This is a genomic window from Streptomyces sp. GDS52, from assembly GCF_052246875.1.
GTDB lineage: Bacteria > Actinomycetota > Actinomycetes > Streptomycetales > Streptomycetaceae > Streptomyces > Streptomyces cathayae.
Window position 1 is genome coordinate 6,026,967 of sequence record NZ_CM125966.1, and the last position, 14,001, is coordinate 6,040,967.

Annotated in this window: 11 protein-coding genes; 8 read left to right on the forward strand and 3 right to left on the reverse strand. The window is 73.0% G+C overall.

Annotated features, from left to right (window positions below; translation table 11 throughout):
- Positions 1-39: 39 nt before the first annotated feature.
- The 6 genes from ACTWJ9_RS27520 (at position 40) to ACTWJ9_RS27545 (ending at position 8,646) form a co-directional block, all read left to right on the forward strand.
- Complete coding sequence (locus ACTWJ9_RS27520; protein ID WP_279336958.1) at positions 40-1,185, forward strand: sensor histidine kinase; 1,146 nt, start codon at positions 40-42, stop codon at positions 1,183-1,185.
- A 150-nt stretch (positions 1,186-1,335) separates the two neighbouring features.
- A complete protein-coding gene (gene pheS, locus ACTWJ9_RS27525) occupies positions 1,336-2,457 on the forward strand; it encodes a phenylalanine--tRNA ligase subunit alpha (RefSeq protein WP_279336959.1) in 1,122 nt (373 codons plus the stop codon).
- Positions 2,457-5,003, forward strand: a complete 2,547-nt coding sequence (gene pheT / locus ACTWJ9_RS27530; protein ID WP_443294892.1) for a phenylalanine--tRNA ligase subunit beta — start codon at positions 2,457-2,459, stop codon at positions 5,001-5,003. The genes pheS and pheT overlap by 1 nt, the downstream gene beginning before the upstream one ends.
- Positions 5,004-5,251: 248 nt before the next feature.
- Positions 5,252-6,304 carry a PP2C family protein-serine/threonine phosphatase gene (locus ACTWJ9_RS27535; protein WP_279336961.1) on the forward strand — a complete coding sequence of 351 codons (1,053 nt, stop codon included), beginning with the start codon at positions 5,252-5,254 and terminating at the stop codon, positions 6,302-6,304.
- 274 nt (positions 6,305-6,578) lie between these two features.
- Positions 6,579-7,919: a transcriptional regulator gene (locus tag ACTWJ9_RS27540; protein WP_279336962.1), complete on the forward strand. Its 1,341-nt coding sequence runs from the start codon at positions 6,579-6,581 to the stop codon at positions 7,917-7,919.
- 181 nt (positions 7,920-8,100) lie between these two features.
- A complete protein-coding gene (locus tag ACTWJ9_RS27545) occupies positions 8,101-8,646 on the forward strand; it encodes an NUDIX hydrolase (RefSeq protein ID WP_279336963.1) in 546 nt (181 codons plus the stop codon).
- A 49-nt stretch (positions 8,647-8,695) separates the two neighbouring features.
- Here the strand turns inward: ACTWJ9_RS27545 and ACTWJ9_RS27550 are convergent, their stop codons facing one another.
- The gene (locus ACTWJ9_RS27550) at positions 8,696-9,556 is read right to left on the reverse strand and encodes a 3-hydroxybutyryl-CoA dehydrogenase (RefSeq protein ID WP_279336964.1); all 861 of its coding nucleotides are present in this window, start codon (positions 9,554-9,556) and stop codon (positions 8,696-8,698) included.
- Positions 9,557-9,820: 264 nt separating this feature from the next.
- Here ACTWJ9_RS27550 and ACTWJ9_RS27555 point away from each other — a divergent pair, with 264 nt between their 5' ends.
- Positions 9,821-11,080: a glycoside hydrolase family 10 protein gene (locus ACTWJ9_RS27555; RefSeq protein ID WP_443294893.1), complete on the forward strand. Its 1,260-nt coding sequence runs from the start codon at positions 9,821-9,823 to the stop codon at positions 11,078-11,080.
- A gap of 21 nt (positions 11,081-11,101) precedes the next feature.
- Here the strand turns inward: ACTWJ9_RS27555 and ACTWJ9_RS27560 are convergent, their stop codons facing one another.
- Together ACTWJ9_RS27560 and ACTWJ9_RS27565 are read right to left on the reverse strand one after the other, a co-directional pair.
- Complete coding sequence (locus ACTWJ9_RS27560) at positions 11,102-11,296, reverse strand: DUF1918 domain-containing protein (protein ID WP_279336966.1); 195 nt, start codon at positions 11,294-11,296, stop codon at positions 11,102-11,104.
- A gap of 176 nt (positions 11,297-11,472) precedes the next feature.
- The gene (locus ACTWJ9_RS27565; protein WP_387039702.1) at positions 11,473-12,468 is read right to left on the reverse strand and encodes a DMT family transporter; all 996 of its coding nucleotides are present in this window, start codon (positions 12,466-12,468) and stop codon (positions 11,473-11,475) included.
- On the opposite strand from ACTWJ9_RS27565, the gene ACTWJ9_RS27570 reads away from it, so the two are divergent.
- Positions 12,467-13,966: an aminotransferase-like domain-containing protein gene (locus ACTWJ9_RS27570; RefSeq protein ID WP_443294895.1), complete on the forward strand. Its 1,500-nt coding sequence runs from the start codon at positions 12,467-12,469 to the stop codon at positions 13,964-13,966. The two genes, ACTWJ9_RS27565 and ACTWJ9_RS27570, sit on opposite strands and share 2 nt — an antisense overlap.
- The last annotated feature ends 35 nt before the right edge of the window (positions 13,967-14,001 follow it).

Genomic DNA, 14,001 nt, shown 5'->3' on the forward strand with positions numbered 1-14,001 from the left:
GGGGCACCCCGAGGGAGTTCTGAGAGGTGGGGTACGGGGATGACCGTCGGCACGAGCAGCGCACCGGGAGCACCGGAAGCGGCGCACCCGCCCGCGCCCCGGTCCGCCGGCCCCGCCGAGCTCGGCATCGATCCCGACCAGCTGCCCGACGGACTCGTCGTCGCCGACGAGCACGGCAGGGTGATCTGCTTCAACACGGCGGCCGCCCGGATCACCGCCGTCCCCGCCGAGCAGGCCCTCGGGCAACGCCTCGACGCGGCCCTGCCGTTGGAGGACCTGGAGGGTCGGCGCTGGTGGCAGCTGACCGACCCCTACGGCGGTCTCGCCATCCGGGTGAGTCAGCCCGAGCGCAATCTGCTGCTGCCCGGCGGCCGGGAGGTCCTCGTCTCGGCACGCTACGTCCGCACCCGCCCCACCGGCCCGGTCCACCGGGTCGTGGTCTCCCTGCGCGACACCGAGGCCCGGCGCCGCACCGAACGCAGCCACGCCGAACTGATCGCCATCGTCGCCCATGAACTGCGCTCCCCGCTCACCTCCGTCAAGGGGTTCACCGCCACCCTGCTCGCGAAGTGGGAGCGCTTCACCGACGAGCAGAAACAGCTGATGCTGGAGACCGTCGACGCCGACGCCGACCGCGTCACCCGGCTCATTGCCGAACTCCTCGACATCTCCCGCATCGACTCCGGGCGCCTCGAGGTGCGCCGCCAGCCCGTCGACATCGGCACGGCCGTCGGACGGCACATCCAGGCGTACGTCGCCGCCGGACAGCCCGCCGACCGGTTCCTGCTGCGGATCCAGCACCCCCTGCCCGCCCTGTGGGCCGACCCCGACAAGGTCGACCAGGTGCTCAGCAACCTGCTGGAAAATGCCGTGCGCCACGGCGAGGGAACCGTCACCATCGACATCACGCCCTCGGCGTCCCCCCGGGACCGGGAGAACGGCGAGCACGCGGCCACGTCGGTCACCGTGAGCGACGAGGGGCCCGGCATCCCGGAGGAGTCCATGAACCGCGTCTTCACCCGCTTCTGGCGGGGCAGCAAGCGCGGCGGCACCGGCCTCGGGCTCTACATCGTGAAGGGCATCGTCGAGGCCCACGGCGGCACCATCACCGTCGGCCGCGCCCGCGGCGGCGGCGCGGAACTCCGATTTACGTTGCCCGTGGCGGCCCCGGCGTATCTCACCTAGAGCGCACCCAGGGTCCCACGGGCGCATTCGCCCGCCCCCACCCCGTTAGACTCGGCCTCTGGCCACCATTGTGTCCCGCAGACGAGAGACGCTTCGTCCACGAGCCGGTGACGGGGACCATCAGCCAGCTGAACGGAAGTACGGGAAGAGATGTCGGCACCCAATAAGTCGTACGACCCAGTAGAGGTCGAGGCGTTGAAACCGGAAGAGATCGAGCGCATGCGGGACGAGGCGCTCGCCGCCTTCGCCGCCGCGGACTCCCTCGACGCGCTCCACGAGGCCAAGGTCGCCCACACCGGCGCCACCTCCCCGCTGGCTCTCGCCAACCGCGAGATCGGCGCCCTGCCCCCGCACGCCAAGGCCGACGCGGGCAAGCGCGTGGGCCAGGCGCGCGGTGCCGTGAACAAGGCCCTCGCCGGCCGCCAGACCGAGCTCGAGGCCGAGCGCGACGCACGCGTACTGGTGGAGGAGGCAGTGGACGTCACACTGCCCCACGACCGGGTACCGGCCGGCGCCCGGCACCCGCTGACCACGCTGTCCGAGCGCATCGAGGACATCTTCGTGGCCATGGGCTACGAGGTCGCCGAGGGCCCGCAGGTCGAGGCAGAGTGGTTCAACTTCGACGCCCTGAACATCGGCCCGGACCACCCGGCCCGCGGCGAGCACGACACCTTCTTCGTGCAGGGCCCGAAGGGCGGCACCGAGTCCGGCGTCGTGCTGCGCACGCACACCTCGCCCGTGCAGGCCCGCACCCTGCTCGACCGCGAACTGCCGGTCTACGTGATCTGCCCCGGCCGCGTCTACCGCACCGACGAGCTGGACGCGACCCACACCCCCGTCTTCCACCAGGTGGAACTCCTCGCCGTCGACGAGGGCCTGACCATGGCGGACCTCAAGGGCACCCTGGACCACATGGTGCAGTCGCTGTTCGGCGAGAGCATGAAGACCCGGCTGCGGCCGAACTTCTTCCCGTTCACCGAGCCGAGCGCCGAGATGGACATGCTCTGCTACGTCTGCAGGGGCGAGTCCGTCGGCAACCCCGACCGCCCCTGCCGCACCTGCTCCTCCGAGGGCTGGATCGAACTCGGCGGCTGCGGCATGGTCAACCCGCGGGTGCTCACCGCCTGCGGCGTCGACCCCGAGAAGTACAGCGGATTCGCCTTCGGGTTCGGCATCGAGCGGATGCTGATGTTCCGCCACAACGTCGAGGACATGCGAGACATGGTCGAGGGTGACGTCCGGTTCACCCGGCCGTTCGGGATGGAGATCTGATGCGGGTCCCGCTTTCTTGGCTGCGGGAGTACGTCGACCTGCCGGCGACGGAGACCGGCCGCGACGTCCAGGCCAAACTCATTTCGGCCGGCCTCGAGGTCGAGACGGTCGACCACCTCGGAGCCGACCTCAAGGGTCCCCTGGTCGTCGGCCGGGTACTGACCATCGAGGAGCTGGAGGGCTTCAAGAAGCCGATCCGCTTCTGCACCGTCGACGTCGGCCAGGCCAACGGCACCGGTGAGCCCCAGGAGATCGTCTGCGGCGCCCGCAACTTCGCGGCCGGCGACAAGGTCGTCGTGGTCCTGCCCGGGGCCACGCTCCCCGGCGGCTTCGCGATCGCCGCCCGCAAGACCTACGGCAAGGTCTCGCACGGCATGATCTGCTCCAGCGACGAGCTGGGCATGGGCGACGACGGCAGCGAGGGCATCATCGTGCTGCCGCCGGAGACCGAGGTCGGCAAGGACGCGATCGAGCTGCTGGAGCTGGTCGACGAGGTCCTCGACATCGCCGTCACCCCGGACCGCGGCTACTGCCTGTCGATGCGCGGCGTGGCCCGCGAGACCGCCACCGCCTACGGCCTGCCGCTGCGCGACCCGGCCCTGCTCGACGTGCCCGGACCGAACGCCTTCGGCTACCCGGTGAAGGTCTCCGACCCGGCCGGCTGCGACCGCTTCACCGCCCGTACGGTGACCGGCCTGAGCCCCGAGGCGCGCTCCCCGATCTGGCTCCGGCGCCGGCTGCAGAAGGCCGGCATGCGCCCGGTCTCCCTCGCCGTGGACGTCACCAACTACGTGATGCTGGAGCTCGGCCAGCCGCTGCACGCCTACGACCGCTCCCTGGTCCAGGGCACCGTCGGCGTCCGCCGGGCCGAGCCGGGCGAGAAGCTCACCACCCTCGACGGCGTGCAGCGCACCCTCGACGCCGAGGACCTGGTGATCACCGACGAGCGCGGCCCGATCGGGCTCGCCGGCGTCATGGGCGGCGCCAACACGGAGATCGCCGACCTCCCCCGGTCTCGAACAGACTCGACCGGGGGGACCCCCACCGTCGAGCACACCACAACCGACGTGGTGATCGAGGCCGCGCACTTCGACGCGGTGTCGATCGCGCGCACGGCCCGCCGGCACAAGCTGTCCTCCGAGGCGTCCCGGCGCTTCGAGCGGGGAGTCGACCCGCAGGCCACCGCCGCTGCCGCGCAGCGCACGGTCGACCTGCTGATGCTGCTCGCCGGCGGTACCGCCGAAGCCGGGGTCACCGAGGTCATCGCCCCGACCGCGCCGCACACCATCACCATCCCGGCCGACCACCCGGACAAGGTCGCGGGTGTCGCCTACGGCCGCGAGACCGTCGTACGCCGCCTCCAGCAGGTCGGCTGCGACGTCTACGGCCAGGACGAGCTGATCGTCACCGTGCCGTCCTGGCGGCCCGACCTGACCGACCCGAACGACCTGGCCGAGGAGGTCGTCCGGCTCGAGGGCTACGAGAACCTGCCCGCCACGCTGCCCAGGCCGCCCGCCGGCCGCGGGCTGACCTCCCGGCAGCGGCTGCACCGCCGGATCGGCCGGGCCCTGGCGGGTGCCGGATACGTCGAGGCGCCGAACTACCCGTTCGTCAGTGAGCAGGTCTTCGACCAGCTCGGCCTGGACGCCGACGACCCGGCCCGCCGGGTGGTGAGGCTGACCAACCCGCTCAACGACGAGGAGCCCGCGCTGCGGACCTCGCTGCTGCCCGGCCTGCTCGGCGCGCTGCGGCGCAACGACGGACGCGGCTCGCACGACCTGGCCCTGTTCGAGACCGGCCTGGTCTTCTTCCCGCGCGAGGAGCAGCGGACCGCCGCCCGGCTGCCGGTGGACCGGCGGCCCACCGACGAGGAGCTGGCCGGCCTCGACGCGGCGCTGCCGGACCAGCCGCGGCACGTGGCCGCGGTCCTCGCCGGTGCCCGCGAGCAGGCCGGCTGGTGGGGCGCGGGCCGCCCGGCCGACTGGGCCGACGCGATCGAGGCCGCCCGCACCGTCGCCGCCGAGGCGGGCGCCGAACTCGTCGTGCGCAAGGGCCAGTACGGCCCGTGGCACCCGGGCCGCTGCGCCGAGCTGGCGGTCGTCGTCGACGGCACCGAGCGGGTGATCGGGCACGCCGGAGAGCTGCACCCGGGCGTGCTGAAGACCCTGGGCCTGCCCGCGCGCAGCTGCGCGATGGAGCTCGACCTGGACGTCCTGGAGCAGGCCGGCGACGAGACCCCGCAGGCGCCGGGCATCTCCACCTTCCCGGTCGCCACGCAGGACGTCGCGCTGGTCGTCGACGCGTTCGTGCCGGCGTCGGACGTCGAGGCGGCACTGCGTGAGGGCGCCGGCGAACTGCTGGAGTCCATCCGCCTGTTCGACGTGTACGAGAACGCCGGGCAGCTGGGTGAGGGGCGCAAGTCCCTGGCGTACGCGCTGCGGTTCCGCGCGCCCGACCGGACGCTGACGGTCGACGAGGCGTCCGCGGCCCGGGAGACGGCGGTCGCCCTCGCGGGAGAGCGCACCGGGGCGGTCCTTCGCGGCTAGTGGTTCCTCTCAGGGGCCGGCTCTTCGGGGCCGGTCCCTGAGTTCTCGTGGGGTACTCGTGTTTCCGTGCGCCCCTGGAGTCCCTTAGGTCCCGTAGGTCTCTCTCGCATCTGTTACCACCAGTTACCTCACTCGTTCGGGTGACTTTTCGGGCGATACCTCCGGATCGGATCGTGTGGTCGAAAGAATCAGACCGGCCTCTCCGAGGCCGGTCTGCGCTGTCTGGGCCACAATGGGGGGCCATCGGCATGATCCGCTTCAAGGCTGGGCCGCCCCGCACAGGGCGGCCCAGGACCACCTCATGGAATCCCGACCGCTGCCCGCTGCGCCGGGCGCTCGCCCGCGGACTGCCGCCCACCGCCCTGAGCACCATCGGCACCGGACTGGCGCTGCACGTCGGGCAGAGCCTGCTGCGGGAGCTGCGGCGGACCCGCACGATCGCCCGCACCGCGCAGTGGAGGCTGCTGCCGCCGCCGCGCGTCGACGGACTGACGGTCGCCGCCGTCCAGCTGTCCGCCGACCGGATCGCCCGGCTCGGCGGCGATCTGTATGAGGTGCTCGCCACCGAGCACGGCGTACGGGCGGTCATCGGCGACGTCCGCGGACACGGACCCGGTGCCGCTCCCACCGTCACCGCCGTCCTCGGAAGCTTCCGCGCGGCCGCGTACGACGAACCCGACCTGGCCGGAGTGCTGCGCCGACTGGAGCGGGCGATGGACCGGCACCTGCGGGAGCGGGCCCGCGCCGAGCGGCCTGCGCCGGCCGTCGGCGCCGCCGCCGACGGCCATCAGGTCGCCGAGGAGTTCGTCACCGTACTGCTCCTCGAGATCCTCCCGGACGGGCAGGTCCGGGCGCTCAACTGCGGCCACCCCTGGCCCCATCTGCTGAGCGGCACACGGGCCGAACCGCTCGCCCGCGCCGATCCGCACCCGCCGCTGGGCCCGTTCCCGCTGCCCGCCGAGCTCCCCACCGTCCCCTGCGGACGACTGCTGCCCGGTGACATACTCGTCCTGCACACGGACGGAGCCGAGGACGCACGGGACGCCGAAGGCCGCTTCTTCCCGCTGCCGGAGGTGCTCGCCGCGGCCGCGCGCGAGACACCGCGCACACCGCAGGCGGTCCTGCGCACGGTCCTCACGGCACTGACCCGCCACACCGGCGGCTCACCCCAGGACGACATCGCCCTCATGGTCCTCAGGAACGAGCGCCCGCCTCCGCGCGCCCCCTCGACCGCGGCACAATCCCCGCGGCCGGTCACGACGGACCCGCGTGCGGCGAGCCCTCAGCAGTTCCCCGCATAGCCGTGCGTCCCCGCAGCGGACGCGGACGGCCGGCGGGGCCGTCCGCCCCGCCGCGGAGTGTCGGGCAGGCAGCTGGGCGGACGGCGCTGACACGGGCCGCCGCACTGTACGAGGGGGAGCCGGCGGCCCGGCCGGCCTCTTTCGAGGCACCTCAGTCAACCGTCCGGAAACTCTCCGCGACAGCGCGCACACACTGCGGATTCGGGCACTCCGGTCACACCCCGTGTGAACACCCGGCCACTACTCTGTCGACACCGATCCCCCGGGGGACCCCATGCAGCCCAACACCCTGCTCGACGCGGTCCTGGACGAGGCCGGCATCTCGCATGCCGGCCTGGCCGCACACGTCAACCAGGCCGGCCGGGCGCGCGGACTGTCACTCAGGTACGAACACACCGCCGTGGCCCGCTGGTTGAAGGGGCAGCGGCCCCGCGGCCAGGTGCCCGACCTGATCTGCGAGGTCCTGGCCGTCCGGCTGCACCGCCAGGTGACCCTCGACGACATCGGCCTCGGTGTCCCCGGCGGACCGTCCGCCCCGCACTCCGGTTCGCTCTCCGGCTTCGTCGAGCGGGCCACCGCACTGTGGCGCTCCGACCAGCAGCGCCGCCCGCACCTCCTGGGCGCACCCGCGGTCACCGGCACCCCCGCCGTGATGCCCGTCTGGGAGTGGGAGAACCCGCCCGAGGACGTGGACGTCTCACGCGGTGGCCGGCACCGGGTCACGCCGGGCGACCTGGACATGCTGCGCTCCGCCCGCTCCCACTACGAGCAGATGTACCGCAAGGCCGGCGGTGTCGCGACCCGCGCCCGCATCGTCGGCTTCCTCAACACCGAGGCCGCCCCGCTGCTGCGCGGCAGCTACACCGACTCCACCGGCCGCCAACTGCACCGGGCCACGGGCGGGTTGGTGGCGGTCGCGGGGATCTGCGCGTACGACTCCGACGCGCACGGACTCGCCCAGCGCTACTTCCACCAGGCGCTCCGGCTGGCAAAGGCCAGCGGGGACCGCGGGCTCGGCGCGTACGTGATCGCGCTTCTGGTCAACCAGTCGCTGTTCATGCGGGAGCACCGGCAGGCCGTCGCCTTCGCGGAGGCCGCGCTGCGCGCCGCGGGCAAGCACATCACCCCCGCCCTCGCCTCCGACCTGTACGCGATGCAGGCGAAGGCGTACGCACACCTCGGCGACGGCACGAGCGCGCTGTCCTGCATCCGCCGCGCCGAGCAGGCCGCCGAGCGCATCCGGCGCGGCCACGAACCCGATGAGACCGGCTATGTCCAACCCGGCCTGGTCAACGTGCAGGTGGCGGAGGCGCTGCTCAGCCTCGGCGAACTGGCCGCGGCGGGCGAGCACGCGGCCGCCGCCGTCGACACCCCCGCGCACGACCGGGGACGGGTGCACCGGCTCGCCATGCTGAGCACCATCGAACTACGGCAGGGCAACGCCGACAAGGCGGTCGCCATCGCGGTGCAGATGGCCGAGCAGGCCCGTGGAATGGAGTCGCAGCGGCTGCGCGACAGACTGCGCGCCGTCCGCGAACACCTGGTGCGCAACGGCTGCGCCGGCACCGGTGAGGCGGCCGAACTCATCGACGGCGCCCTGCGTGTACCGCTGTAGCCCGCCGCACCTGCCCGGTGGCTCGTCTGTGTGCCCGGTGGTTCCGGTGGCCCGCCGCAGGTGGTCGCGCCGTGCGCCCGCGTCGCGCCGTCCGCTGCGTCGCGGGCGGCCTCCCGTGCGCCTGCTGCCGGACCACTGCTGCTGCGATATTGCCCCTTACTCAGCGGAAGGTGGCATAACCGTGCAGTGGACGAAGCAGAACGAACACATTGTGTACTCGAACCGCTGGTTCAGCGTCAATCTCGCGGATGTCGTACTACCGGACGGCCGGCATCTCGACCACTTCCTCATCCGGCTGCGGCCCGTCGCCGTGGCCACGGTGGTGAACGAGGCCAACGAGGTCCTCCTCCTGTGGCGCCACCGCTTCATCACCGACAGCTGGGGGTGGGAGCTCGCGGCCGGTGTGGTCGAGGACGGCGAGGACGTCGTCCGGGCGGCGGCCCGGGAACTGGAGGAGGAGACCGGCTGGCGGCCCGGCCCCCTGCACCACCTCATGAGCGTGGAACCGTCCAACGGGCTCACCGACGCCCGGCACCACATCTACTGGGCCGACGAGGGCGAGTACGTCGGACACCCGGTGGACGACTTCGAGTCGGACCGCCGGGAGTGGGTGCCGCTGAAGGTGGTCCCCGACCTGGTCGCCCGCGGCGAGGTCCCGGCCGCCAACATGGCGGCCGCGTTACTGCTGCTGCACCACCTCAGGCTCGGCCAGGACGGCAGGCCCTGACGCCGACGGCCCGGCACCCCGACGGGGTGCCGGGCCCACGAAGCGTCCCTCAGCCGTAGCTGTAGAAGCCGGAGCCGCTCTTGCGGCCCAGACGGCCCGCGTCGACCATGCGCTGGAGCAGCGGGGGAGCGGCGTACAGCGGCTCCTTGTACTCCTCGTACATCGAGTGCGCGACCGAGGCCACCGTGTCCAGGCCGATCAGGTCGGACAGCTTCAGCGGGCCCATCGGGTGGGCGCAGCCCATCTCCATGCCGTTGTCGATGTCCTCACGGCTGGCGATACCCGACTCGAACATCCGGATCGCGGAGAGCAGGTACGGGATCAGCAGCGCGTTCACCACGAACCCGGAACGGTCCTGGGCGTGGATCGCGTGCTTGCCCAGCACCTTCTCGGCGAAGATCTGCGCCCGGCTGATCGTGCCCTCGGAGGTGGTGAGCGCGGGGATCAGCTCGACCAGCTGCTGCACGGGGGCCGGGTTGAAGAAGTGGATGCCGATGACGTGGTCGGGCCGCGAGGTGGCGACCGCCAGCCTCACCAGCGGGATGGAGGAGGTGTTGGAGGCCAGGATCGCGTCCGGCCGGGTCACCACCTGATCGAGCACCTGGAAGATCTCCGTCTTGACCTGCTCGTTCTCGACGACGGCCTCGATCACCAGGTCGCGGTCGGCGAACTCGCCGAGGTCCGTGGTGAAGCTCAGCCGGGCCTGGGTGGCCTCCAGCTCCTCCGCCGTGATCTTGCCGCGCTCGGCTGCCTTGGTGAGGGAGTTGTACAGCCGGGTACGGCCGATCTCCAGGGCCTCGCCGGTGGTCTCCGCGACCATCACGTGCAGTCCGGCGCGCGCGCACACCTCGGCGATCCCCGCGCCCATCTGGCCGCAGCCCACCACTCCGACGCGTTCGATGTCGGTCACACCGTCCCCTTCGCTTCCCTGCGCGGTCCGTCTGCGCTGTCACGGCTCTGTTCTACCGCTGTTCTACCGCTGTCCTGCCGCTCTGTTCCACGGCTCGGCCCTGCGACTTCGCTCTGCGGCTCCGGCAGGGCCGCCGGTTCGCGGCGCCCTGCTCCGTTCGTGCACGCTACCCGGAAGTATCGATGATCGATCGTGCGGGTCGGGCATGCTGGGCACGGAACGGTCCGTGACCGGACGGATCGCGGCTTTTGTGACGGGTGTGAAATGGGACGAGTGTCACGCAGGGCGTTCGCGACGGCCGCGCTGTCGGCCGTGACGATGATGACGGCCGCCTCGGCCGGCCAGGCCCGGCCGGGGCCCGGTCCCTCGGGTGCGGCGGGGGGCCGGGGAGCGGCGGCGGGGGAGATGCGGGGCGTGTGGCTGGCGACCGTGGCCAACCGGGACTGGCCGTCGCGTCCGGGACTGAGCGCCGACCGGCAGCGGGCCGAGCTGATCGCCCACCTCGACACCGCCGTCCGCAACCGGCTCAACACCGTGATCCTCCAGGTACGGCCCACGGCCGACGCCCTGTGGCCGTCCCCGTACGAGCCCTGGTCCGCGTACCTCACCGGCACCCAGGGCACGCACCCCGGCTGGGACCCGCTGGGCACCGCCGTCACCGAGGCCCACGCCCGCGGCCTGGAACTGCACGCCTGGTTCAACCCGTACCGGGTCGCCCCGCACACCGACCCCACCCGGCTCGCCGCCACGCACCCGGCCCGCCGGAACCCCGGCTGGGTGGTCCCGTACGGCGGGAAACTCCACTACAACCCCGGGCTGCCCGAGGTCCGCGCCTTCGTCGTGGACGCGATGCTCGACGCGGTACGCCGGTATCCCGTCGACGCGGTCCACTTCGACGACTACTTCTACCCGTACCCCGTGGCGGGGCAGGCCTTCGACGACGCCGCCGCCTACGACACCCACGGCGGCACCTTCCCCGACCGGGCGGCCTGGCGGCGGGACAACATCGACCGGCTGGTGCGCGAGACGGCGGCCCGCATCCGGGAGATCCGGCCCGGCACCCGCTTCGGCATCAGCCCCTTCGGGGTGTGGCGCAACGCGGCGACCGACCCTCTCGGCTCGGACACCCGGGCCGGTGTACAGACCTACGACGACCTGCACGCCGACACCCGCCGGTGGGTGCGGGAGAACTGGATCGACTACATCTGTCCGCAGCTCTACTGGAACATCGGCTTCGCCGCCGCCGACTACGCGAAGCTGCTGGCCTGGTGGTCCGCGGTCGTGGAGGGTTCCGGGACACAGCTGTACGTGGGCGAGGCGCTCTACAAGGCGGGTGACCCGGCGCAGCCCGCCCCCTGGCAGGACCCGGCCGAGCTCTCCCGGCACCTCACCCTCGCCGAGAACCATCCGCAGGTGCGCGGGCACGTCTTCTTCGCCGCCCGGGAGCTGAGCACCGATCCGATCGGCGCGATGGCGCGGGTGGTCGCCGACCACTACGGGCGGCCGGCGACACCTCCACGCTGATCCACCCCGGCGGTCGCCGGGCTATCGCTGACGGTTCCTGTGCCGGATCTCGGAATCGGGGCCGGGTGAGCACACGGCCTCGTGCCCGTCCTCGAAGCGGACCCGATAGGGCGGATCGCCCTTCTGGCCCATCACTTCGACGATCTCGGCCACCTTGTCGTGCTGACCGACCACCCTGCCGTGCTGGACAAGCTGGTCGCCCACGGTTGCGCGCATAGGGGTCTCCTCACCAAGTGCGGGAGCAGCGGTCCGTGGCTCCGAGTCTACGGCCGAGCGGGCCACCCGGCATGCTCCGCGCGGGAGCAGACCGCAGCCTGGCGTCCGTGCGCGAGCGGCCCGCCCACCGGGGCCTGCGCGGCGACGGGCCGAGCGTTCTTGATCCGTACATCCCCTCAGCCGCGCGCCCGCTGGGTGACGGCGATGCACACCAGCACGGCGGCCGCCGTCAGCGGGGCCGCCGCCGTCAGATGCTCGCCCAGGAGCAGCACCGACCACACCAGGGTGAGCAGCGGCTGGGCCAGCTGCAGCTGGCTGGCCCGGGGGATGCCGATCGCCGCCATGCCCCGGTACCAGACGACCAGCCCCAGGAACTGGGAACCCGCCGCCACCCACAACACCCCGGCCACACTGTGCACGGTCAGCCGCACCGGCTCGACGGCCAGTGCGAAGGCGGCGGCGGGCACGGTGAACGGCAGGCACAGCACCAGCGCCCAGCCGATCACCTGCCATCCCGGCATCACCCTGGCCAGCCTGCCGCCCTCCGTGTATCCGGCCGCGCACACCAGCAGCGCCGCGAAGAGGTACAGGTCGGCCGTGGTCAGCGCGCCGCCGCTCTGCCGCACGGTGAAGACCAGCACCGCGACGGCACCCGCCGAAGCGGCCGCCCAGAAGGTGCGCGAGGGGCGGGAGCCGACGCGCAGGGCGGAGAACACGGCGGTGGTGAGCGGGAGCAGCCCGACCACGACGGCCGCGTGCGCGGTGGTCGATGTCTGCAGGGCCAGCGTGGTCAGCAGGGGGAAACCGAGGACGACGCCGACGGCGACCACGGCGAGCCCCGGCCAGTGCCGGCGGGCGGGCAGTGGCACACCTGACCACCGCGCCAGGCCCTTCCGGAGGCGCACAGGAACACCTGCCGCTCCCGCCTCCAGAGCCCCGGCCCGCCTTCCCACCGTGAGCAGGCAGCCGCCCGCGATCAGTCCCGCCAGCACGCAGCGCACGGCCACCAGGGACCAGGGCCCGAATCCCTCCAAACCCCAGGCGGTGGCCGGGAAGGTGAGCGAGAAGGCGATGACGCCGAGGGCGGCCTGCAGGGTCCCGAGGCCGGCGCGGTCCCGGCGCGTACGGACCGCTATCGGGTTCGCGGTAGTAGCGCTACTCTCTGCTCTCATGCATGAGCGTAGCAGCGGTGCTGATCTGGCGGATCGACTGCGGCGAGAGCTGGACCGCTACTCGCCGGGTGGAAAGCTCCCGTCGAGCCGGGCGCTCGTGGAGCGGTTCCGGGTGAGCCCCGTGACCGTCTCGCGGGCACTGGCTCAGCTCGCCGCCGAGGGGCTGGTGGTGACCCGGCCCGGCGCCGGCGCGTTCCGGGCCGCCCGCCCCGCGTCCCCGGCCTCCGCGGCCGGTGACACCTCCTGGCAGGAGGTCGCGCTCAGCGCCGAGGGCGCCGCCGATCTCGTCCCGCGCTCGGTCGACGCCTCCGGCGTCCTGGTCTCGCTCGCCGCCCCGGCGCCCGGCGTGATCGAGTTCAACGGCGGCTATCTGCACCCCTCGCTGCAGCCGGAGCGCGCGATGGCGGCGGCACTGTCCAGGGCCGGGCGCCGGCCGGGAGCCTGGGGGAGACCTCCGGTGGAAGGGCTGGTGGAGCTGCGCGAGTGGTTCGCGCGCAGCGTCGGAGGCGCGGTCACCGCGGCGGGGGTGCTGATCACCGCGGGTGGCCAGTCCGCGCTGACCACCGCCCTGCGCGCGCTCGCCCCGCCCGGCGCCCCCGTCCTCGTGGAGTCACCCACCTACCCCGGCATGCTGGCCGTCGCCCGTGCCGCCGGACTGCGACCGGTGCCCGTGCCCGTGGACGCGGACGGAGTACGACCGGAGCTGCTCGCCGACGCCTTCCGGGCCACCGGCGCCCGGGTCTTCGTCTGCCAGCCCCTGTTCCAGAACCCCACCGGTGCCGTACTCGCCCCCGAACGGCGCGGTGAGGTGCTGCGCATCGCACGCGAGGCGGGCGCGTTCATCGTCGAGGACGACTTCGTCCGGCGCCTGGTCCACGAGGACGCGGGCCCCCTGCCCCGCCCGTTGACCGCCGACGACCCCGACGGTGTCGTCGTCCACGTCTGCTCACTCACCAAGGCGACCTCGCCGAGCTTCCGGGTGAGCGCCCTCGTCGCGCACGGCCCGGTGCTGGAGCGGCTGCGCGCCATCCAGATCGTCGACACCTTCTTCGTCCCCCGGCCCCTCCAGGAGGCCGCGCTGGAACTCGTGGGCTCGCCCGCCTGGCCGCGCCATCTCCGGTCGGTGTCCGCCGAGCTGAGGGCCCGCCGCGACACGATGACCGCCGCGCTCCGGCTCCGCCTGCCCGAACTCGCCCTGCCGCACATCCCGGCCGGCGGCTACCACCTCTGGCTGCGCCTGCCCGACGGCACCGGGGGCACCTCCCAGGCTTTCGGCCCAGGGGGAGAGTCCGCCCTGGCCGCGGCGGCCCTGCGCGCGGGCGTCGCCGTCACTCCCGGCCGCCCGTACTTCAGCGCCGAGCCCCCGGCCGCCCACCTGCGGCTGAGCTTCGCGGCGGTCGCGGGCACCGGGGAGATCGCGGAGGGCGTGCGGCGACTGCGTACCGCATGCGACGAGGTGCTGGGACAGGTGGGGCAGGGGCGTCGGCACTCCGGGTGAGTTGTCCGGCAGGTCCGGATCGAAGTCGTACAACC